The sequence below is a fragment of the Brenneria rubrifaciens genome (assembly GCF_005484945.1).
Lineage (GTDB): Bacteria > Pseudomonadota > Gammaproteobacteria > Enterobacterales > Enterobacteriaceae > Brenneria > Brenneria rubrifaciens.
The window spans coordinates 2,267,179-2,288,449 of the sequence record NZ_CP034035.1; the positions used below are offsets into that span (position 1 = coordinate 2,267,179).

At 52.7% G+C, this 21,271-nt stretch carries 19 protein-coding genes; 12 read left to right on the forward strand and 7 right to left on the reverse strand.

All coding sequences use genetic code 11. The features are described from left to right. Positions 1-13 precede the first annotated feature (13 nt). Entirely contained in the window at positions 14-886 is an 873-nt protein-coding gene (gene yieE / locus EH207_RS10480; RefSeq protein ID WP_137713955.1) for a DNA-binding transcriptional regulator YeiE, read from the reverse strand. A gap of 116 nt (positions 887-1,002) precedes the next feature. On the opposite strand from yieE, the gene EH207_RS10485 reads away from it, so the two are divergent. Both EH207_RS10485 and nfo read left to right on the forward strand, forming a co-directional pair. Continuing rightward, positions 1,003-2,079 carry a YeiH family protein gene (locus tag EH207_RS10485; protein WP_137713956.1) on the forward strand — a complete coding sequence of 359 codons (1,077 nt, stop codon included), beginning with the start codon at positions 1,003-1,005 and terminating at the stop codon, positions 2,077-2,079. A gap of 79 nt (positions 2,080-2,158) precedes the next feature. Continuing rightward, positions 2,159-2,998 (forward strand): deoxyribonuclease IV, encoded by an 840-nt coding sequence (gene nfo / locus EH207_RS10490; protein WP_137713957.1) that lies wholly within the window; start codon positions 2,159-2,161, stop codon positions 2,996-2,998. A gap of 76 nt (positions 2,999-3,074) precedes the next feature. Here nfo and fruA read toward each other — a convergent pair whose 3' ends face one another. Genes fruA through fruB form a run of 3 tightly spaced genes read right to left on the reverse strand, consistent with a single transcriptional unit; the run spans position 3,075 to position 6,845 of the window. After that, positions 3,075-4,760 carry a PTS fructose transporter subunit IIBC gene (gene fruA / locus EH207_RS10495; protein ID WP_137713958.1) on the reverse strand — a complete coding sequence of 562 codons (1,686 nt, stop codon included), beginning with the start codon at positions 4,758-4,760 and terminating at the stop codon, positions 3,075-3,077. A gap of 16 nt (positions 4,761-4,776) precedes the next feature. Next, positions 4,777-5,715 carry a 1-phosphofructokinase gene (fruK, locus tag EH207_RS10500; RefSeq protein WP_137713959.1) on the reverse strand — a complete coding sequence of 313 codons (939 nt, stop codon included), beginning with the start codon at positions 5,713-5,715 and terminating at the stop codon, positions 4,777-4,779. Beyond that, positions 5,712-6,845 carry a fused PTS fructose transporter subunit IIA/HPr protein gene (gene fruB, locus EH207_RS10505; RefSeq protein ID WP_137713960.1) on the reverse strand — a complete coding sequence of 378 codons (1,134 nt, stop codon included), beginning with the start codon at positions 6,843-6,845 and terminating at the stop codon, positions 5,712-5,714. Before fruB ends, fruK begins: the two co-directional genes overlap by 4 nt. A gap of 335 nt (positions 6,846-7,180) precedes the next feature. Here fruB and EH207_RS10510 point away from each other — a divergent pair, with 335 nt between their 5' ends. Beyond that, on the forward strand, positions 7,181-8,359 hold the full coding sequence (locus EH207_RS10510; RefSeq protein ID WP_137713961.1) for a sugar efflux transporter: 1,179 nt from the start codon (positions 7,181-7,183) through the stop codon (positions 8,357-8,359). 21 nt (positions 8,360-8,380) lie between these two features. Here the strand turns inward: EH207_RS10510 and EH207_RS10515 are convergent, their stop codons facing one another. Continuing rightward, positions 8,381-8,635 (reverse strand): YkgJ family cysteine cluster protein, encoded by a 255-nt coding sequence (locus EH207_RS10515; RefSeq protein WP_137713962.1) that lies wholly within the window; start codon positions 8,633-8,635, stop codon positions 8,381-8,383. Positions 8,636-8,793: 158 nt separating this feature from the next. On the opposite strand from EH207_RS10515, the gene yeiP reads away from it, so the two are divergent. From yeiP to yejF, 7 genes are all read left to right on the forward strand, one after another. Next, entirely contained in the window at positions 8,794-9,366 is a 573-nt protein-coding gene (gene yeiP, locus EH207_RS10520) for an elongation factor P-like protein YeiP (protein WP_137713963.1), read from the forward strand. A 149-nt stretch (positions 9,367-9,515) separates the two neighbouring features. Continuing rightward, complete coding sequence (locus EH207_RS10525) at positions 9,516-10,499, forward strand: CobW family GTP-binding protein (RefSeq protein ID WP_137715325.1); 984 nt, start codon at positions 9,516-9,518, stop codon at positions 10,497-10,499. 382 nt (positions 10,500-10,881) lie between these two features. Next, positions 10,882-11,463: a bifunctional murein DD-endopeptidase/murein LD-carboxypeptidase gene (gene mepS, locus EH207_RS10530; RefSeq protein WP_137713964.1), complete on the forward strand. Its 582-nt coding sequence runs from the start codon at positions 10,882-10,884 to the stop codon at positions 11,461-11,463. Positions 11,464-11,781: 318 nt separating this feature from the next. Next, a complete protein-coding gene (locus EH207_RS10535; protein ID WP_137713965.1) occupies positions 11,782-13,590 on the forward strand; it encodes an extracellular solute-binding protein in 1,809 nt (602 codons plus the stop codon). Positions 13,591-13,599: 9 nt separating this feature from the next. After that, the gene (locus tag EH207_RS10540) at positions 13,600-14,697 is read left to right on the forward strand and encodes a microcin C ABC transporter permease YejB (protein ID WP_137713966.1); all 1,098 of its coding nucleotides are present in this window, start codon (positions 13,600-13,602) and stop codon (positions 14,695-14,697) included. After that, entirely contained in the window at positions 14,694-15,719 is a 1,026-nt protein-coding gene (locus EH207_RS10545) for an ABC transporter permease (protein ID WP_137713967.1), read from the forward strand. The genes EH207_RS10540 and EH207_RS10545 overlap by 4 nt, the downstream gene beginning before the upstream one ends. Before the next feature lies 1 nt (position 15,720). Beyond that, positions 15,721-17,313: a microcin C ABC transporter ATP-binding protein YejF gene (gene yejF, locus EH207_RS10550; protein ID WP_137713968.1), complete on the forward strand. Its 1,593-nt coding sequence runs from the start codon at positions 15,721-15,723 to the stop codon at positions 17,311-17,313. Between the two features lie 108 nt (positions 17,314-17,421). Here yejF and EH207_RS10555 read toward each other — a convergent pair whose 3' ends face one another. Beyond that, on the reverse strand, positions 17,422-17,766 hold the full coding sequence (locus tag EH207_RS10555) for a YejG family protein (RefSeq protein WP_137713969.1): 345 nt from the start codon (positions 17,764-17,766) through the stop codon (positions 17,422-17,424). Between the two features lie 446 nt (positions 17,767-18,212). Further along, positions 18,213-18,905 carry a 16S rRNA pseudouridine(516) synthase RsuA gene (gene rsuA / locus EH207_RS10560; protein ID WP_137713970.1) on the reverse strand — a complete coding sequence of 231 codons (693 nt, stop codon included), beginning with the start codon at positions 18,903-18,905 and terminating at the stop codon, positions 18,213-18,215. Between the two features lie 262 nt (positions 18,906-19,167). Between rsuA and EH207_RS10565 the strand changes: the two genes are divergently transcribed. Then, positions 19,168-19,407: a YecH family metal-binding protein gene (locus EH207_RS10565; RefSeq protein ID WP_137713971.1), complete on the forward strand. Its 240-nt coding sequence runs from the start codon at positions 19,168-19,170 to the stop codon at positions 19,405-19,407. 3 nt (positions 19,408-19,410) lie between these two features. Continuing rightward, complete coding sequence (gene radD / locus EH207_RS10570) at positions 19,411-21,171, forward strand: DNA repair helicase RadD (RefSeq protein ID WP_137713972.1); 1,761 nt, start codon at positions 19,411-19,413, stop codon at positions 21,169-21,171. The last annotated feature ends 100 nt before the right edge of the window (positions 21,172-21,271 follow it).

Consider the following 21,271-nt stretch of genomic DNA (forward strand, 5'->3'; position numbering starts at 1 on the left):
TATTTACATCTAATTATGTTGTTTCATGGCAATAACTGAGAAAACTCTGCAAGACATTTGAAATATGCTTTTGTCGATGATGAACCAGATACAGCGTGCGCGTAAGTTTGGGCAGCGGCACCGCCAGCTCCCGCAACGCCCCGGTTGCCAATTGTTCCGCAATCACATACCGTGACAGACAACTGATGCCGATACCGTGTCGTACCGCGTGTTTAATCGCTTCAGAGTTCCCCAACTCCATCACCAGATGAAAATGGGGTAACTGAGTCAGCAACAGATGATCCAGCACTTCGCGCGTGCCCGAGCCCCGTTCGCGCAAGATCCATGACGCCTCCGACAATGCCTGCAATGAAACCTTCTGCTGACTGAGCGGGTGCGTCGGCGAACAGAAGACCACCAGTTCATCTTCCAACCAGGGTTGTGTGACCAGATCAGTACGATGGCACGGCCCTTCAATCAGCCCAAAATCGACGCTGAATTCCGAAATGCCCCTAATGACATCCTGCGTGTTCCCGACATGCAGCTCCAGTGGGATATCGGGAAAATCCTGACGGTAGCGGGCCATCATCGCAGGTAACAGGTAATTGCCAATGGTGCTACTGGCATAAATACGCAATGCGCCATTGTCATGGCGAAAAAGCTGTTCAATCTCCAGCGATTGCTCAAGCAAGGCTAACGCCTTTGGATAGAGCAATCTCCCATGCTCATTCACCACAAGCCGCTTACCGACGCGGTCAAATAGCTGAACGCCCAATTGCCCTTCCAAATCGGCCAATGCTGCACTAACAGCGGATTGAGAGAGAGCAAGCGCAACTGAAGCCTGGGTGGTTGAACCACTCTTCAGTACTTCCGCAAAAACTTCCAATTGACGTAAGGTGATATGCATAGTGGGCTCTTTATCGGAAATATCTATAAGTTATAAATATATAATCAATTTCTCTTTTAACTCTTCTGATTATAGGCTGAGCCCTCAGCTCGGTATTCTCAGAACAGGTATACAAAATGATCGCTCTTCCTGCGGCGCAGCAACACATCAAACTCTATTACAAAGCGATAACGTGGCTGCCCGGTTTATTTGCAATAAGTCTAATGGCTTTTCTCATTCTCTGGCTGACTAATATTCCCAAAGTGTCACAATGGGGACCAGGATCATTAACATTGGCGATATTATCAGGGATTTTACTTGGTAATACTGTCTATCCCCGCTGGCATACCTTCTGCGATCCGGGTGTGCTGTGGGCAAAGCAGAACCTCCTGCGTTGGGGTATCGTGCTTTACGGATTTCGCCTGAGTTTTCAGCAAATTACTACCGTCGGCATCGCCGGCATCGCGGTCGATCTGACGATCGTCGCGTCTACTTTTTTGCTCGCCTGCTGGCTGGGGCGCCGCTTTTTTAAACTTGACAGCGAAACAACCCTCCTGATCGGCGCAGGCAGTAGCATCTGTGGCGCGGCCGCAATTCTGGCGACGGCGCCGGTTGTCAACGCCTCCAGCGATAAAATCGCCGTCGCCGTCTCTACGGTAGTCATCTTTGGTACGACAGCGATGTTTCTTTATCCGTGGCTGTATCAGCTTAATCTTTATTATCACTGGATAACGGTAACGCCGCGGACGCTTGGCATGTATCTGGGTTCTACCATTCATGAAGTGGCCCAGGTCGTGGCTGCGGGACACGCCATTAATGGCGAGACAGAAAATATTGCCGTTATTGGTAAGATGCTGCGCGTCATGCTGCTGGCTCCCTTTTTGCTTCTCCTTAGCGCCGTTTTAAAAAATAAACAGCGAAAAAACGCGTCGGCGGCACCGGTTTCCCTGATGTTTCCCTGGTTTGCCTTAGGGTTTGTCGCTGTCGCGGCTTTCAATTCCACTCAGCTTCTCCCCATCGACGTGGTGAACGAATTGGTCAAGCTGGATAACATCCTGCTGATGATGGCCATGATAGCACTCGGGCTGACCACCCGTTTCAGTGCAATCCATCAGGCCGGCGCCAAACCGCTGTTGCTGGCGCTGCTGCTGTTTATCTGGCTGCTGGTTGGCGGAGCCGGTATCAATCTGGCCGCTGAGCACGTCTTCCTCTGACGTGAATAATTTGTCCCTTAACCTCTCATTAACTGACCGGACAATGCCATAATGCCTCCGCCATCAAGAGGAGAAGAACATGAAATATGTAGGTGCCCACGTCAGCGCAGCCGGCGGCGTCGATCAGGCGGTCATTCGCGCGCACGCGTTGAATGCAACGGCGTTTGCGCTATTTACCAAAAATCAGCGCCAATGGGAAGCCGCACCACTCAGTCAGGAAACCATCGCGCGTTTTAAAGCGGCTTGTGAACGCTATGCGTACACCCCGGCGCAGATCCTGCCCCACGACAGTTATCTGATCAACCTCGGCCATCCCGACGAAGCGGCGCTGGAGAAGTCTCGCGTCGCCTTTAATGATGAAATGAACCGCTGCCAACAGCTCGGCTTGAGCTTGCTCAACTTTCATCCCGGCAGTCATCTGAAACAGATGAGTGAAGATCGCTGTCTGGCACGGATTGCCGAGTCAATTAATATCGCGCTGGCGGCAACGGAAGGGGTAACCGCCGTCATCGAAAATACCGCCGGACAAGGGAGCAATCTGGGATTTCGCTTCGAGCATCTGGCTGCGATCGTTGACGGTGTGGAAGATAAATCCCGCGTAGGCGTCTGTATCGATACTTGTCACGCCTTCGCGGGGGGTTACGACCTGCGCACAGAAGAGCGCTGCGAATCGACTTTTGCCGAATTTGAACGCGTCGTCGGATTCCGCTATCTGCGGGGAATGCATCTAAATGATGCGAAAAGCGAATTCAATAGCCGTGTCGACCGGCATCATAGTCTGGGCGAAGGCAATATCGGCAAGACGGTTTTCAGCTATATCATGAAAGACCCGCGTTTTGATGGTATCCCGATGATTCTGGAAACCGTCAACCCGGATATTTGGGCACAAGAGATTGCCTGGCTGAAATCTCAGGCTTGAGAGATAAAAAGAGCGCCAGCGAACCGATGTCCGCTGGCGCTATCTTGACAACATGCCGAATAAATCGCGCAGTCGGTTATGCCGCCTTCACCAGTTGTTCGTCAGGACGTTTTAGCAGCGAATACAGCACGCCAGCCACGACCGTTCCGGCAATGATGGCCAGCAGATAGCCGATAACCGGCGTAATCGCACCGGGGATCAGCAGAACAAACAGACCGCCGTGCGGGGCCATCAGTTTCGCGCCGACCGCCATAGACAACGCGCCTGTCAGCGCCCCGCCAACGATACAGCACGGCAGTACACGCATCGGATCGCGTGCGGCGTAAGGAATGGCCCCTTCAGAAATAAAGCACAACCCCAGAACCAGCGCGGCTTTACCGCCTTCACGCTCGGTCGCGTTGAACTTGTTACGCGCCAGAAACGTTGCCAGCCCCATCGCCAGCGGCGGAACCATACCGGCCGCCATCACTGCGGCCATTGGCGCATAAATCTGGCTACTGAGCAGCGTCGTACCAAATACATAGGCCACTTTGTTTACCGGCCCGCCCATATCCGTACACATCATCCCACCCAGGATCGCCCCCAGAATCACCGCATTCGCCGTTCCCATCGATTGCAGCCAGTGAGTCAGACCAGTCAGGATTTTCGCCACTGGCGTACCAACGGCGTACACCATTATCAGCCCCATGATCAACGTTGCTAATAAAGGGATAATCAAAATGGGTTTCAGCGCTGACATACTCTGCGGCAAGTGAATATAGTTATTGATAGCCCTAACCACATAGCCCGCCAGGAAACCAGCAATAATGCCCCCTAAGAATCCGGCCCCCATCGTGACGGCCAGTATCCCCCCGGCCAAGCCGGGCGCCAAGCCGGGACGGTCGGCAATTGAGAATGCGATATATCCCGCTAACACCGGTACAATCAATGCAAAGGCAGAATCACCAACCATTTTCAATGCGGCTGCCAATGTTCCAGGCTCTTTGAACGCTTCAATACCAAACATGAACGACAGAGCGATGCAAAGCCCGCCAGCAACCACCACCGGCAGCATGTAAGACACGCCCGTCAGCAGATGGCGATATGGCCCGCCGCCCCCGTTCTGAGCAGACTCATCACCTGCCGCCGCCGTTGTTTGACCACCCGGTCGATAAATTTTGGCTTCGGCCTGGGCCTTGTCCAGCTCCTGAGCGGTCTTTTTCAATGCCAGCCCGGTTGAGGTGCGGTACATTTTCTTACCGGCGAACTTACTCAAATCGACTTCAATATCCGCGGCAACAATCACCAGATCGGCTTGTTCAACCTCTTCCGGCGTAATCGCATTCCCGGCGCCCACCGAGCCGCGGGTTTCAACCTTTACCCACCAGCCGCGTTTTTTCGCTTCGGTTTCAATCGCTTCCGCAGCCATAAACGTATGCGCAACACCGGTCGGACACGCCGTCAACGCTACTACACGTTTAGCCGCCGCGCTTTGCTGAGCGGGGGCGGACGCGGCTGCCTGATACGTAGCGGCTTCAGCTTGAGCTTTAGCCAGAAACGCTTCCGGCTGGCTGGCGGCCAGTTCCACATCGCCTATAAATACACGTTTGCCATTCAGCGCGCTGTCCGCCGCCGCCGCACCCAGAATGATGACCAGTTCAGACTCATCAGCCTGTTCTGTAAACGTTAGCCCTGCCTTCGCCGCAGCTGCGCCGAGTAGGTTCTTCACCAGATGGCTTTTCGCCAGACCCAGTGATTTATCTAAAATCAGCAGCGTTTTCATCGTTTATCTCCTGCTGTCAATTAAAGGGTTTCAGATCGACACGGGCCATCATTGCGGCCAACTGAGGACGATCGGTAATACCAACATTACTTTGACTCACGGCCAGTGCGGACACCGCCGTTGCCAGACGCAAAGTATGTTCACTTGACTCACGCATTAATAAGCCATAGATCAGCCCCCCAACCATGGAGTCACCCGCACCTACCGTACTTACCACTTCACAGGCGGGAGGCATTGCCCGCCAGGCACCCGACGCATTCACCCACAAGGCGCCTTCCGCCCCCAGTGAGATCACAACATGCGCGATACCCTGCTCACGTAACGCGTTAGCGGCATCGACCACATCCGCCAACGTCGGTAACTTACGCCCCGCCCAGATTTCCAACTCCCGACGATTGGGCTTCACCAACCAGGGAGCCGCTTTCAGACCTGCCACCAGCGCCTCGCGGCTGCTGTCAAAAATGATGCACGAACAATGGCTGCGCAGTCGGGACATCCAGTCGGTAAATGCGTCGGGATCGACGCCGGCCGGCAAACTGCCGCTGACCGCGACCATATCGAACTGCCCAAGCCAACTCAGCGAGTCATTGACAAAACGCTGCCAATCTTGCGGCGTAACTTCAAAACCAGAAAAATTGAAATCGGTAACGTCACCGTCTTTTTCGGTTAATTTCACGTTGATACGCGTACGTCCCGGTACAACCTGAAAACGGTTTGCAATACCCAGTTCACTGAACAACTGCTGAAAACCGTCCTGGTTGTCTTTACCCAGGAACCCCCCCACAGTGACATCAATCCCGAGGTCTTTCAGCACCTTAGCAACGTTAATGCCTTTGCCGGCAGCGTGCAGCCCCGTCGTCTGGACCAGATTGACCTCGCCCCGCTCAATCTCCGGGCAATAACCGACCAGATCATAGGCCGGATTCAAGGTAATGGTGGCAACGCGCCTGCTCATGCTGAACCCTCGCCTAAACCAGAAGTAATGGCCTCGCCGATCTCGGCCAGGGCTTGTTCAGCATCACTACCACTTGCAGTAAAGCGCAGTTTGTGGCTTTTTTTCACACCCAATGCGACAACTTTCATCAGACTACGCCCATTCGCCGGTTTCCCGGTGCCATTGAGATTCGTTACAGTTATTTCACTGCTGAACTTTTTGATCACGTTGACCAGCATCGTAGCTGGGCGCGTATGCAGGCCGTGTTCGTTGCAAATCGTGAATTCTGCCGTCAGCACTTCATTTTCTTCCGGCACATCGCTGGTCAGCAGCGCCAGTAATGTCGCCGCATCCGCGGTCAGCAGACGTTCAGCTTTGCGCGCAACCAACAGATTGCTCAGGTAATCAATCGGTACCCGCGCTTGTTCATCCACGGCGGATACCGTTACCAGCAACGCCACCGACTCACCGTCAACGCTAAACGGTTCGGCAGGACGGGCAACCGCGACCGCGCTGCCGAGATTCCCTTCTGCGCTGCCGCTGAACCAGATGCCCTGGCCCAGATTTAGCGGCCTGTGGCTGACGGCCGCGCTGACGAAACCGGCATCCGCAGCGCCGATTTGTTGCAGGCGTCCTGCGTTCAGCGCCTGGAGCGTCAGCAGATTGTCCGTCGCCACATCCAGTGCAATCAGCGAAGTGTCAAAACGGAAATCGGCCAGTTGCTGCTCGCCCATCAGCAGGCTGCGCAATTCTTCCGCCGAGTCGGTACTGGCCAAACGGGTGGCGACGCGATCGTCACTGAGCACATGCGTGAGCTGACGTAACAACGCCAGGTGCTCATCGGAACGCGCGGCAATCCCCAGAACCACGTAAGCGGTTTGATCCTCCCCCCAGGCGATACCTTGGGGAAACTGGAAAACCTGTACGCCGGTTTTCAATACCAGGTCGCGAGTATCGGTCGTGCCGTGGGGAATGGCGATACCGCTTCCCAAATACGTAGACGTTTGCTGTTCGCGCTGCAACATGCCATCGACATACGCTGCGCCAACACAGCCGGCTTCGGTCAGCGCGGCGGCGACAAGCCGTATGGCTTCCTGCTTGCTATCGGCCGCTGCGCCCAAATGAATATCTTGCTGTGACAACTGGAACATGGCTCACCTTTCTTGCTGAAAATTGAATCGTTTCAGCCACTATGAGAAAAAAAGGATCTATTTGAGAAAATTCGTTTCAAAAAAAACATCGCTGAAACGTTTCAATGAATCTGTTCCAAATACGCCATTTATGCAAGTACTCTGCACCATTGACGTAACGAAACTTTGACATCACGCACATTTTACCCGCATAAACAGTTGCATCTAATAAAAATCGCCTTTAGCTGAAACTTTGCTGAAGAGAAATCAAGAAACAGTTTTTTTGTTTTCCCATCAATCAGAGTAATATTACGCCCGAACGTCTCCTTAGCCTTTCTTTTAAGCGTTATCAAATTATGCACACACCCGTTAGCACACCCCGACGTCATTCCGACCTGACTTCGCCCGCATTTTTAGTCATCGCTTTTCTGACCGGGATTGCAGGCGCGTTACAGCTACCGACGCTCAGCCTTTTCCTCTCCAACGAAGTGCAGGTGCGGCCCTTTCTGGTCGGCATGTTCTATACCGGCAACGCGGTCATCGGCATTATTGTCAGCCAGTTGCTGGCGACCTATTCAGATCGTCGAGGCGATCGTAAGACACTGATATTCAAATGTTGTCTGCTGGGTGCGTTGGGCTGTGTGCTGTTCGCCTGGAACCGGAATTACTTTATTCTGCTGTTTATAGGCGTGCTGCTCAGCAGTTTTGGTTCGACCGCCAACCCGCAACTGTTTGCACTGGCGCGTGAACATGCGGATCGAACCGGGCGTGAAGCAGCCATGTTCAGTTCGATTCTGCGGGCTCAGATCTCCCTCTCGTGGGTGGTCGGGCCGCCGATAGCCTTTGCGTTGGCCCTGGGGTTCGGGTTTACTTCCATGTATCTGGCGGCCGCCGTGGTTTTCGTGCTCTGCGGCACGCTGGTCAAACTGTTTCTGCCTTCCATGCCGAAGGTCATGGTAAAAACCAGCGCCACGCTTGAAGCCCCGCGCCGAAACCGCCGCGATACCCTGTTGCTATTTACCGCCTGTACGCTGATGTGGACCTGTAACGGCATTTACATCATCAATATGCCGCTCTATCTGGTGCATGAGCTACAGCTACCTGAAAAACTGGCGGGCATCATGATGGGAACCGCCGCCGGGCTGGAAATTCCAACCATGCTGATCGCGGTATTTGTCGCCAAACGTTTTGGTAAACGCTTTCTCATGCGTCTGGCTATTTCTGCGGGTCTGTTGTTTTATGCCGCCTTACTGTCACTCGACAGCGAAATAGCCTTGCTGACATTACAGTTGCTGAACGCGATCTTCATCGGCATCCTCGCGGGGATCGGCATGCTGTATTTTCAAGATTTGATGCCCGGTCAGGCTGGCGCCGCCACCACGTTGTTCACCAATACCACCCGCGTGGGCTGGATTATCTCGGGTTCGCTGGCGGGCCTGGTGGCGGAAATCTGGAGTTATCACGCCGTGTTTTATATCGCGCTGGTGATGATCATCGGGGCGGGTTACTGCATGTGGCGTATCAAAGACGCCTGACGAAACAGGAAGTAACGCCATTCAAGGGGCCGTCTGCGTTTCCAGTTTGATCAGGTAAATCAGCGCGTCGTCGCGGTGGCTGAAGCACATGTCGGCCCTCGCCTGCAAGCCCGAACAAACTGCCGGCCGGAGCGGGGAATGAAACAGTCCGCAGCGTATATCCGCTTCCAGATGCAGGCAACGCGTATTCGCCGGTTTGCCATTTGGCATGCCGGGTAACGGGCTGGATATGGAAGGTGCGATACAACAGGCGCCGCAATCGGGGCGACAGTCCATCAACAAACACTCCGGTGGGCTGACCAAGTAAGGATAAGTGGAACCACGATAACAGCCCGCCAAAGAAACCCCAATGCTTAATTCCCGCTTGCCTGAATCCTGCGGCGCGAGTAACGTGTCGCCACAAAAACTTTACTCCTTTTACTCAGGTAATTTTTATGGCAAGAGCGAACGAAATTAAACGCGGCATGGTCGTGAACGATAACGGCAAGCTGTTATTGGTAAAGGATGTCGATATCCAAAGCCCTAGCGCCCGCGGCGCCAGTACATTATACAAAATGCGCTTTTCTGACGTCCGTACTGGGCTGAAAGTGGAAGAGCGTTTTAAAGGTGATGATATTCTCGACACCATCACCCTGACCCGCCGTTCAGTCACCTTCTCCTATATTGATGGCGACGAATATGTCTTTATGGATGATGAAGACTACACGCCTTATAACTTCAAGAAAGATCAGATCGAGGAAGAGCTGCTGTTCATACCTGAAGGCGGTATGCCGGGTATTCAGGTACTGACCTGGGACGGACAGATTATTGCGCTGGAATTGCCGCAAACGGTAGATATGGAAATTACCGACACGGCGCCCGGCATCAAAGGCGCCTCCGCCAGCGCCCGCAACAAACCGGCGACCATGAGCACCGGTCTGACCATTCAGGTTCCAGAATACCTGAGCGCGGGTGATAAAATCCGCATTCATATTCCTGAGCGCCGTTATATGGGCCGCGCGGAGTAATCTCCGTCACAACACCGCTGAGGCACAGCGGTGTTGCTTTCCCCGCACCTCATCCATCCGCCGCGCCCTCAAACATTAACCTCAGCGCTTATCTCCTATATAGTGTATCGGTTTAACTTTGCGGCTATGTTTTCGTTTGGGAGTCTATGTTGCCAACTAAAGTCAATCTCATCACCGGCTTCTTAGGAAGCGGCAAAACCACCACCATCCGCCACCTGTTATCACAAAAATCTGAAAATGAAATCTGGGCGGTGCTGGTCAATGAATTTGGTGAAATCGGCATTGACGGCGCGTTGCTGAATGACTGCGGCGCATTCGTGAAAGAAATTCCCGGCGGCTGCATGTGCTGCGTGAATGGGTTACCTATGCAAGTCGGGCTGAACATGTTGTTACAGCAGAAAAAGCCCCACCGCCTGTTGATCGAACCTACCGGCCTCGGTCATCCCAAACAAATTCTCTCCCTGCTGACCGGCGAAAGTTATCAACCGTGGCTAACATTGCAGGCGACGCTGTGTCTGCTGGATGCGCGCCAATTGAGTGATGCCCGTTATACCGCGAATGAAAACTTTCGCGATCAACTGGCTGCGGCCGACATTATTATCGCCAACAAACAGGAAACTTACCTGGATGCCGACATTACCGCCCTTAAACAATGGCGGCAGGCGAACGGCGACGATCGTCCAGTCGTCAGCGCAAGCCAGGGACGGGTAGACCGACAACTGATCGATCGGCCACGACATAACCTACGCAAACTACCTGACGGCGCACATCATCATTCCAACCTGCCGGGTCAGGGACTGGCCGCGCTAAAACTCCCCGGCGGAGAAACCTGGCGACGTTCCCTAACTCACGGTCAGGGTTATCACGCCTGCGGCTGGATTTTCTCTCGCGACACCACCTTTGATACGGCAGCCTTGCTGGACTGGGTTCGACTGTCGCCCGTCAATCGTGTGAAAGGGATAATGCGAATCAAGGAAGGGACATTGATCGTCAATCGTCAGGGAGACGACCTGCACATCGAGATCAAATCCGTGGCACCGCTCGACAGCCGCATTGAAGTGATTAACGAAACGGCAGCGGAATGGAACACGCTGCAAACCGCCTTGTTAAAAGCCCGTTTGGCGTTGTCTTGAACTAGGGATTAGCCTCGAATGTCCTTTTCGCGCCGCCGGATTAAAACGAGATGTTCTCTCCGTCGCCTCTCCTCAATAAAAAATACCGCGATTTCAGCGTTTTTACATCGGCATACATTTGCTTGTTTCATCATCGAATTTTATAAATAAAATAACTAAAACTACTCGCAATCCATTTATTGTTGCGGTAGTCTCGGGAAAGTTTGCTTTTTCCCCACCCGCTAGGCTAGCGGTTGAAAAAGAAATCGTGTGCCTTAGTCCACACTTTCATCGCTGGCTGTTTGGTTAAAAGTAATACTGCTTTTGTCTGATTCTCGTTTTAGTTTGGCATTTATTGCATAACGATAAGTATCGTTAAGGACAGCAAGGGAACATTCCAACAATGGTCAAATCTCAACCGATTCTGAGATATATCTGGCGGGCGCTGCCTGCTGTTGCGATTGCGATGACGCTTTCCGCTTGTAGTAGCAACAATGTTTCAAATCAGAAAGCGCAAACTGATATGCTCGCAGTGAATGATAAAGACAGTCTTTTACTTCAAGCCTCTCAGGATGAATTTGAAGCGATGGTTCGTAATGTGGATATCAAATCCAAATTACTGAATCAATACGCCAGTTGGAAAGGTGTACGCTACCGCTTAGGTGGTGACAGCCGCCGTGGCATTGATTGCTCAGCATTTGTTCAACGGACTTTCCGTGAACAGTTCGGTATGGACTTACCTCGTTCAACTTATGAACAACGGGACATCGGCGAAAAGGTCGCGCGCACGAAATTGCGCCCCGGCGATCTGGTTCTGTTCCGCGCAGGCTCTACCGGCCGCCATATCGGGATTTTTCTCGGCAACAATCAATTTGTACATGCGTCAACCAGCAGTGGCGTTATGATTTCCAACATGGGCGACACTTATTGGAACAAACGTTATCAGGAAGCCCGTCGCGTGCTGAGTAAAGGGACTAACAGCTAACCGATTTTCTCTCCCTTGATGTGCTTTAATACATACCAAACGAGACTAAAAAAAGCGCCAATTAGCAATAAGCGGCGCTTTTTTGCTATCTCAGCCCGACACCTCAGACCATTGCTGCGCGTAGTTAATAAACACCCTTGGTATTTTTATGGTAGGTTTGCCAAACGGTTTCATGATAAAAAGACCAAATCAGATTTGTTAAAGATAATGCTAATTATTTCAATAAGCTTTAATCTGTGAGAAACGGCTAATAGAACGTCACGCCTGCACGCAGGCCATAAGGCAATTGAAGTCATATCGCAGGAGATTACCGTTAAGATGTTGAAACGCGTCCTTACTGCTGTGTTGTTTTACGCCGTGCATTTGGGAAGCTATGCCGATGCAATCGACCAAAGCACGTTTTTTGCACTTTTGGGCGAACCTAAGTACGGCGCGGACTTCCGCCACTTTGACTATGTCAATCCTGACGCGCCGAAAGGCGGCAGTATCACGCTTAGCGCGCTTGGTACATTCGATAACTTCAACCGCTTCGCACTGCGCGGCGTAGCTGCCGTGCGCACCGACCGGCTTTATGATTCGCTGTTCGTGCCATCCGATGACGAACCAGGCAGCTATTATCCTTTGGTGGCGCTATCAACCCGTCACTCTCATGATTTCCAATGGATTGAAGTCAGCCTGAATCCACGCGCACGTTTCCATGATGGCTCGCCAATTACCGCTGCGGATGTGGCTTTCACTTACAACATGTTTATGACACAAGGGGTGCCGCAGTTTCGCCTCTATTTCAAAAACGTCACCGTGAAAGTCGTCGCTCCGCTTACCGTACGTTTCGACTTTCCGGTTCCCGATAAGAACCGCATGTTCAGCCTGCTCACACTGCCAATCATGCCGGAGAAGTTCTGGAAAAATCACAACTTTAGCGAACCGTTATCTTATCCTCCACTAGCCAGCGGCCCCTACCGCATTACCGCTTACCGTATGGGACAATACGTCACCTACTCTCGCGTTAAGGATTACTGGGGCGCCGATCTCCCAGTCAACAAAGGACAGTACAACTTCGATAAGATTCGCTACGATTACTATCTTGATGACAGTGTTGCACTGGAAGCCTTTAAAGCTGGCGCATTCGATCTGCGGGAAGAAAGTTCGCCAAAGCACTGGGCGACGCAATATCAGGGCGGCAACTTTGAGCGAGGCTACATCATTAAACAGGATCAGGAAAATCAGTCAGCACAGGACACCCGGTGGCTGGCCTTTAACATCCAGCGACCGATATTTAGCGATCGTCGGGTTCGGCAGGCGTTGACGCTGGCCTTTGATTTTAACTGGATGAACAAAGCGCTTTATTACGGTGCCTATCAGCGTGCCGATAGCTACTTTCAGAATACCGAATATGCCGCGCAGGGTGAGCCAGGTGCTGAAGAATTAGTCTGGCTGACGCCACTGAAAGATAAAGTACCGCCGGAAGTGTTCGGCCCGCGTTATCAGCCGCCTTCATCCGATGGCAGCGGCTACGATCGAAAAAACTGGCTAAAAGCATTGGCGCTGCTCAAAGAAGCGGGATGGGAATTGAAAAATCAGCGTTTGGTCAGCCGTCAGACAGGTAAGCCATTCACCTTTGAATTGCTGTTGCCCAGCGCGGCGAATTCCCAGTACGTATTACCTTTCCAGCAGAGCCTGAAAAAGTTGGGTATCGCCATGACGGTACGCAACATCGACAGCGCCCAGTTTAATAGCCGTGTGCGCAGCCGCGACTTTGATATGACAGCAACACTGTACCCCGCCTTTCTCTACCCCAGCGATAACCTGCAAATGTGGTGGAGCTCGCAATATATTGACTCCACCTACAATACGTCTGGCGTGAGCGATCCGGCAATTGATTCGCTGGTTAATGAGATTACCCGACGCCAGGGACAAAAAACGCCGCTATTGTCGTTGGGTCGGGCGCTGGACAGAGTGCTGACCTGGAATCAGTTTATGATCCCCATGTGGTATTCCAATCATGACCGTTTCGCCTATTGGAACAAGTTTGCCATGCCTGCGGTGCGCCCGGCTTATTCATTAGGTTTTGATGGCTGGTGGTACGATGCTAAACAGGCCGCTACGCTGCCGGCAGAGCAACGTTAAGGAGTCGACGTGGGAACTTACTTATTACGCCGCCTGTTACTGGTGATCCCGACATTATGGGCGATTATCACCATTAACTTCTTTATTGTGCAAATCGCGCCGGGCGGTCCGGTTGATCAGGCGATTGCCGCGATTGAAATGGGCCACGGCAGCGGATATACCGCCAGCAGCGGAATGGATGCAGGCATGGCCCGCTCAGGCAACGCCGGTGCGCCGAATATTGAGAACGCCTACCGGGGTTCTCGCGGACTCGATCCCGAAGTAATCGAGGAAATCACCCGGCGTTACGGTTTTGACAAGCCGATTCATGAACGTTATTTCAAAATGTTGTGGGATTATGCGCGTTTTGACTTCGGCGACAGCCTGTTCCGTGGTTCCTCTGTGATGCAGTTAATCAAAGAAAGTATGCCGGTTTCCATCACGCTGGGGCTGTGGAGTACGCTGATTATCTATCTGGTATCCATACCGCTGGGGATCAAAAAAGCAGTCAAAAACGGCACCGCCTTTGATACCTGGAGTAGCACGCTGATTATCATCGGTTACGCCATTCCCGCTTTTCTGTTTGCAATTTTGCTGATTGTTTTGTTTGCCGGCGGCGGCTATCTGGACTGGTTCCCACTGCGCGGGCTGGTGTCCAGCAATTTTGATACCTTGCCCTGGTACGGCAAGATTACCGACTATCTGTGGCATATTGCCCTACCTGTGCTGGCGACCGTGATTGGCGGCTTCGCCACGCTGACCATGTTGACGAAAAACGCGTTCATGGACGAAATCCGTAAGCAGTATGTGGTGACCGCAAGGGCCAAAGGGCTGGATGAAAAAAGCATTCTCTATCGTCATGTATTCCGCAACGCCATGCTGTTGGTGATTGCCGGGTTCCCGGCCACCTTTATCAGTATGTTTTTCACCGGATCGCTGTTGATTGAAGTGATGTTCTCTCTCAACGGCCTGGGTTTGTTAGGCTATGACGCCACGCTGCAACGCGATTATCCGGTGATGTTCGGGACGCTGTACATTTTTACGCTGATCGGTCTGTTATTAAATATTATCAGCGATATGACCTATACGCTGGTTGACCCGCGTATTGATTTTGAGGGACGCCAATGAGCCGATTAAGCCCCATTAATCAGGCGCGCTGGGCGCGTTTTAGAAGCAACCGTCGCGGATACTGGTCGCTGTGGATTTTTCTAACGCTGTTCGTTATCACGCTGTTCTCGGAATTGATCGCCAATGATAAACCGCTACTGGTGAAGTACAACGGGCAGTTCTATACGCCTTTTATCACCGATTACCGGGAAACCACCTTTGGCGGCCAGTTTGATACCACCACCGACTTCCGCGATCCTTACATTGAGCAGCGGATTGAAAGCCGCGGCTGGGCGGTGTGGCCGCTTATCCGCTACAGCTACGACACCATCAACTACGCCACCACGGTATCGTTCCCTTCTCCACCTTCCTGGCAAAATCTGCTGGGGACGGACAGTCAGGGAAAAGATGTCGTGGCACAGGTGTTATACGGTTTCCGCCTCTCACTGCTGTTCGGTTTGGCGCTCACTATTCTTTCCAGTCTGATTGGGATTACGGTGGGTGCGACACAGGGATATTACGGCGGACAACTGGATTTGTGGGGGCAGCGTTTTATTGAAGTCTGGTCCGGCATGCCGACTCTGTTTCTGATCATTCTGCTTTCCAGCGTGATTCAGCCGGATTTCTGGTGGCTGCTGGGGATAACCGTGTTATTCGGCTGGATGAGTCTGGTCGGCGTGGTGCGCGCGGAGTTTCTCCGTACCCGCAATTTCGACTATATCCGCGCGGCGCAGGCGATGGGCGTCAGCGATCGGATCATCATGTACCGTTGCATGCTGCCGAACGCCATGGTCGCCACCCTGACCTATCTGCCCTTTATTCTGTGTGGTTCGATCACCACGCTAACGTCACTGGATTTTTTGGGATTCGGCCTGCCGATGGGGTCGCCGTCATTGGGTACGTTATTGCTGGAAGGGAAGAATAACCTTCAGGCGCCCTGGCTGGGCATTACCGTATTTATGGTGCTGTCCATTGTGCTGTCTTTACTTATCTTTATCGGCGAAGCGGTACGCGACGCCTTTGACCCCGGCAAGGCGCACTAATATGTCCAGTTTACCTTTATTGCAGATTGAAAATCTCAGCATTGCGTTTCGCAGCGGGAAACAAGAGCAGCGGGTCGTCGATCGGCTCTCGCTGGAAGTCAACTCGGGCGAGACGCTGGCGCTGGTGGGCGAGTCCGGTTCGGGCAAAAGCGTTACCGCGCTTTCCGTACTCAGGCTATTGCCCTCCCCTCCGGTTATCTATCAGCAAGGTGATATCCGTTTTGCGGGGCAATCATTGCTGCATGCGGATGAAAAAACGCTGCGTCAGATCCGGGGTAACCGAATCGCCATGATTTTTCAGGAACCCATGGTGTCGCTTAATCCGCTACAGAGCATTGAAAAACAGCTAACCGAAGTGCTGTCGCTACACCGGGGCATGCGTAACGAGTCAGCGCGCAGCGAAGTACTCGCCTGTCTGGATCGCGTGGGTATCCGGCAGGCTAAAAGCCGGTTAAGCGATTATCCGCACCAGCTTTCCGGCGGCGAACGCCAGCGTGTCATGATCGCCATGGCCCTGCTGACCCAACCCGACCTGCTGATTGCCGATGAGCCGACCACCGCGTTGGATGTCACCGTACAGGCACAGATTCTGAAATTGCTTAACGAGCTCAAGCACGAACTGGGGATGAGCTTGCTGTTCATCACCCATAATTTAAACATTGTCCGACTGTTGGCGGATAACGTCGCCGTGATGAAATCCGGCCGGTGCGTAGAGCGCAACACCTGTCGCGATCTGTTCTCCGCCCCGCAGCACGCCTATACCCGGCAATTGCTAGACGCCGAGCCGTCGGGCGATCCCTTGCCCATTACGGCGGGCGACGCCCCTATTCTGCGCGTCGAGCAATTACGGGTATCCTTCCCAATCAAGAAGGGATTGCTACGGCGTACCGTTGCGGAAAAACAGGTGGTCAATGATATCAACTTCACCCTGCGCCGAGGTGAAAGCATCGGATTGGTCGGCGAATCCGGCTCCGGGAAAAGCACCACCGGGTTGGCGCTGCTACGCTTGCTTCATTCCAAAGGCGCTATCTGGTTCGACGGTCAACCGCTGCATGAATTTACCCGTAAACAGATGCTGCCATTCCGCCAACGTATTCAGGTTGTCTTTCAAGATCCCAACTCGGCGTTGAATCCGCGGCTGAACGCCGAGCAGATTATTGCGGAAGGATTGACCGTCCATCAGAAACTGAGCAATGAAGAACGTGAACAGCGTGTCATTGCCGCGATGCAGGAAGTCGGATTGGCGCCCGAAACGCGGCATCGCTATCCCGCCGAATTTTCTGGCGGTCAGCGTCAGCGTATTGCCATCGCCCGCGCGCTGATCCTACAACCGGAACTCCTGATTCTGGATGAACCCACCTCATCACTGGATCGCACGGTACAGGCTCAAATTCTGGCGTTGCTGAAATCACTGCAACAAAAGCACCGATTGGCTTACCTGTTCATCAGCCACGATCTTCAGGTCGTACGAGCGATTTGTCATCAGGTCATTGTGCTTAAGCAAGGCGAAGTGGTGGAGCAAGGCGAATGCCGGCAGGTATTCAGCTACCCGGAAAAAGACTACACGCGGGAACTGTTGCAACTTTCATCCTGATCCAAATGCGACGGTGATCCGACTGGCTATCTGCGCAACGCAAAGAACGATTGGAGAACAGCGGGTAGGAAAGAAGAGGCGGCAACGTCAACTTACTGACGTTGCCGTTCAAAAAGGATATTGTGCGGAGACAGTCTCGGCAATCGCTACACCGACATTTTTCAAGCGGCACATGGCCGTGCTTTCATCATTACGGTGTAAAAACAGGCAAGGCTCGCCTTCCCATTCAAGTACAGCACATTCAACCTGAATTTCATCCAGAGATTGACACAACTGATCCATGATTTTCCATGCCATCTCCCCGTCATGGCTTAATAGCTTAAAACCAATCAGATTATTGTCTTCCTCTCTACCGCTTAGCGGTATCGGTTCAACTTTGACGCCTGTAAAGCCCGATAACCAGCGATAACTTCGCGGCAAACGATGAACTACCGAAAGTTGGAAACTATCCACTGCCGTTTTTCCTCAGAGTAAGCTTTACCTAAAGTTCACAAAATAATAACACATTTGTTATAGTAACGTGACCACAGCGTCTTTTTCCACTTTTTTTATGTACAAAAAATCAACATGAGTGATTTTAATAGACATTGATAAGAAGGTTTGAACGATTGTAAGCGCTATTAATGTCAGAACGATCATGAACTGTTCTTCTTTTTCCGGCTGTATGTAACTTTTACTCGCTAACATCTCAACCTTTTAGGCTTATTTATTCACCTTCAATTCATATATTTTACATATCATAAACAAACAGGCGCAAGCAGTGATCTGCCTCCGCTAAAGAGCGACGTGTGTGAGATGTCTGTTGCAAAAGAAATCGCGTCGGGGCTGGGCTGCGGCGACAGGCTTGCGCCTGCCGCCATTTCATCAGGGTATCAGGAATGGGAAATAAATAATTATCGTCAGATACTTTCAACCTCATGGCTGCTCAGCGCCCGGTATTCACCTGGCTGTAATGTACTGTCAAGGCTGATGCTGCCAATTCGCTCGCGATGTAACTGCACGACACGGTTACCGACGGCTGCAAACATTCTTTTAACCTGATGGTAGCGTCCTTCGCTGATAGTCAAGCGAACCTGATAGTCGGTGATTTTCTCCAGCGCCGCGGGTCTGGTCAGGTTTTTCTCGCCGTGAAGTTGCACACCCGCCATAAACTGGCTGGCCGTATCTGGACTTAACGGCAGTTCCAGCGTCACCAGATAGGTTTTCTCACAGTGATGCTTGGGTGATGTGATGCGGTGCGACCACTTTCCGTCATCGGTCAGCAGCACCAGACCGGTGGTATCGATATCCAAACGTCCTGCCGCATGCAACTTATATGCGACGGGCACATCCATGAAATACAAAATGGTTGGATGATCGGGATCGTCAGTCGAACACACATAGCCCTGCGGCTTATTCAGCATAAAATAACGAGGACCATGCTGCTGTTCCAGCGGATGGCCATCAAATACCACCTCATGTTCCGGCAACACCTTGAAGGCCCCGCTCTTTACGATTTCGCCATCCACGGTGACGCGTTGGGCGCGCAGTTCACGCGCGACCAATGAACGGCTGATAGCCAACTGCTGAGATAAAAATTTGTCCAATCGCATGAAAAACCAACTGCCTGTTTTAAGCCATGACGCTGATGCAGGTGAGTTCAGACACCGCCTGCGGCATGAAAATGAAGATAAGGCAACAGCATAGGTTGCCGGAATATCACAGTATACCGAGGCCTTGCCCGACATCCTAGAATTCAACGGCGCTATTCTGTTTTGCTGACGCCGTGACCGAAGAATATGCCATCCCCTCACTCGCTCCGGCCTTGAGCAACAGGCATAATAGGGACAATTGTTCATTGTTGAGAGGTATCCCATGTCATCAATTCACGTCCATGAAGTTTTGCAAATGATGCTCGCCAGCGGCGAATCTTTCGCTACCGAACAGTTGATTGCCCGCATTGAAAACCGCTTCGGCAGCGATGTCCGTTTCCATACCTGTTCAGCCGGGAACATGACCGCCGCGATGCTGGTACAATATCTGGCCGTCCATGGAAAGTTCATTCCGCTCGAAAGCGGTTTTACGACCGGCGCCCGTAAAATCTGTCAGCACTAGGTTATGCCTTTCACACTGCGACCATACCAACGAGAGGCCGTCGCCGCGACGCTGACATATTTTCGTCATCATAGCCAACCGGCGGTGATTGTGCTGCCCACGGGCGCCGGAAAAAGTCTCGTCATAGCCGAACTAGCCAGACTCGCGCGCGGCCGGGTGCTGGTTTTAGCCCATGTGAAAGAGCTGGTTGCGCAAAACCATGCCAAATATTGCGCCTGGGGGCTGGAAGCGGATATTTTCGCCGCTGGGCTGCAACAGCGGCAGAGTCAGGGGAAGGTGGTCTTTGGCAGCGTTCAGTCCGTCGCCCGTAATCTGGACCGATTCGGGCAATCCTTCTCGTTGCTGATTATTGATGAGTGCCACCGCGTCAGCGATGACGATGACAGCCAATACCAGCAGATCATCCAGCATCTGCGACAAACCAATCCGCAACTGCGGCTGCTGGGCCTGACCGCTACACCCTATAGACTGGGAAAAGGCTGGATTTATCAATATCATTACCACGGAATGGTGCGTGGTGATGAACACAGCCTGTTTCGGGATTGCATCTATGAGCTACCGCTACGCTACATGATCAAGCACGGTTTTTTGACACCGCCGACGCGGTTGGATATGCCTGTAGTACAATACGATTTCAGTAAACTCATCGCCCGAAACAACGGTTTATTCGGCGAAGCCGATCTAAATCGCGAGCTAAAACGCCAGCAGCGCATTACGCCGCACATCATTAAGCAGATTATCGATTATGCCCAGACGCGAGCCGGGGTCATGATTTTTGCCGCCACAGTCGAGCATGCCCGCGAAATTCACGCGCTTTTGCCAGCAGGCCACGCCGCGCTGGTCAGTGCTGAAACGCCCCCTGCGCAGCGTGACGCGTATATCGAAGCCTTTAAACAACGACAACTGCGCTATCTGGTGAATGTGGCGGTTCTAACCACGGGGTTTGATGCGCCCCATGTTGACCTGATCGCCATCCTGCGCCCAACGGAATCCGTCAGCCTCTATCAGCAGATTGTCGGCCGGGGTTTACGCCTCTTCCCAGGGAAAACAGACTGTCTGATACTGGATTATGCTGGCAATGCGCACGACCTTTACACGCCAGAAATCGGAAGCGGCAAGCCTCATACCGACAGTCATCCCGTTCAGGTCTTTTGTCCACAGTGCGGTTTTGCCAATTCATTCTGGGGAATAACCACGCCGGATGGCAGCGTGATCGAACACTACGGCCGCCGCTGTCAGGGATGGGAGACTGGAGAGAAGGGACAGCGCGTGCAGTGCGGCTACCGCTTCCGCTTTAAGGTGTGCCCTCATTGCGGCGCGGAGAACGATATCGCCGCCCGACGCTGCCATCAGTGCGAAGCGGTGCTGGTCGACCCGGACGATATGTTGAAAGCCGCGTTAAAGCTAAAAGATGCGCTGATAATACGTTGTAGCGGAATGGAGCTTACCCCCGGTCAGGACGCCAAAGGTGAGTGGTTGAAGATTACCTATCATGATGAGGACGGCGCCCAGGTCAGCGAACGTTTTCGCCTGCATACGCCAGCACAGCGTCATGTTTTCCGGCTCGGTTTTTTACGCTTTCATCAGCGTGCGCCCGGCGTCCCTTTCGTTTGGCAAACCGTGAACGACATTGTGGCCCAGCAAAGCCTGTTGCGCCCGCCCGATTTTGTGGTGGCGCGCAAGCAGGGAAAATTCTGGCAACTGCGGGAAAAAATGTTCGACTATGAGGGGCGTTTTCGCCGCGCCAACGAACTGCGGGGTTAATACCCCTTCAACTTTCACGTTACCGCCTTCCCGCAACGTGAAAGTTGAAGGGTAGATCGCGGTTTTGTTTGCCCGGCAAGCCATATTCCGCTAGAATTCA

What these genes read in the sequence shown, in the direction of transcription:
- yieE (WP_137713955.1), bottom strand. Translation starts at nt 886, where the DNA reads ATGCATATCACCTTACGTCAATTGGAAGTTTTTGCGGAAGTACTGAAG.
- EH207_RS10485 (WP_137713956.1), top strand. Translation starts at nt 1,003, where the DNA reads ATGATCGCTCTTCCTGCGGCGCAGCAACACATCAAACTCTATTACAAA.
- nfo (WP_137713957.1), top strand. Translation starts at nt 2,159, where the DNA reads ATGAAATATGTAGGTGCCCACGTCAGCGCAGCCGGCGGCGTCGATCAG.
- fruA (WP_137713958.1), bottom strand. Translation starts at nt 4,760, where the DNA reads ATGAAAACGCTGCTGATTTTAGATAAATCACTGGGTCTGGCGAAAAGC.
- fruK (WP_137713959.1), bottom strand. Translation starts at nt 5,715, where the DNA reads ATGAGCAGGCGCGTTGCCACCATTACCTTGAATCCGGCCTATGATCTG.
- fruB (WP_137713960.1), bottom strand. Translation starts at nt 6,845, where the DNA reads ATGTTCCAGTTGTCACAGCAAGATATTCATTTGGGCGCAGCGGCCGAT.
- EH207_RS10510 (WP_137713961.1), top strand. Translation starts at nt 7,181, where the DNA reads ATGCACACACCCGTTAGCACACCCCGACGTCATTCCGACCTGACTTCG.
- EH207_RS10515 (WP_137713962.1), bottom strand. Translation starts at nt 8,635, where the DNA reads ATGGACTGTCGCCCCGATTGCGGCGCCTGTTGTATCGCACCTTCCATA.
- yeiP (WP_137713963.1), top strand. Translation starts at nt 8,794, where the DNA reads ATGGCAAGAGCGAACGAAATTAAACGCGGCATGGTCGTGAACGATAAC.
- mepS (WP_137713964.1), top strand. Translation starts at nt 10,882, where the DNA reads ATGGTCAAATCTCAACCGATTCTGAGATATATCTGGCGGGCGCTGCCT.
- EH207_RS10535 (WP_137713965.1), top strand. Translation starts at nt 11,782, where the DNA reads ATGTTGAAACGCGTCCTTACTGCTGTGTTGTTTTACGCCGTGCATTTG.
- EH207_RS10545 (WP_137713967.1), top strand. Translation starts at nt 14,694, where the DNA reads ATGAGCCGATTAAGCCCCATTAATCAGGCGCGCTGGGCGCGTTTTAGA.
- yejF (WP_137713968.1), top strand. Translation starts at nt 15,721, where the DNA reads ATGTCCAGTTTACCTTTATTGCAGATTGAAAATCTCAGCATTGCGTTT.
- rsuA (WP_137713970.1), bottom strand. Translation starts at nt 18,905, where the DNA reads ATGCGATTGGACAAATTTTTATCTCAGCAGTTGGCTATCAGCCGTTCA.
- EH207_RS10565 (WP_137713971.1), top strand. Translation starts at nt 19,168, where the DNA reads ATGTCATCAATTCACGTCCATGAAGTTTTGCAAATGATGCTCGCCAGC.
- radD (WP_137713972.1), top strand. Translation starts at nt 19,411, where the DNA reads ATGCCTTTCACACTGCGACCATACCAACGAGAGGCCGTCGCCGCGACG.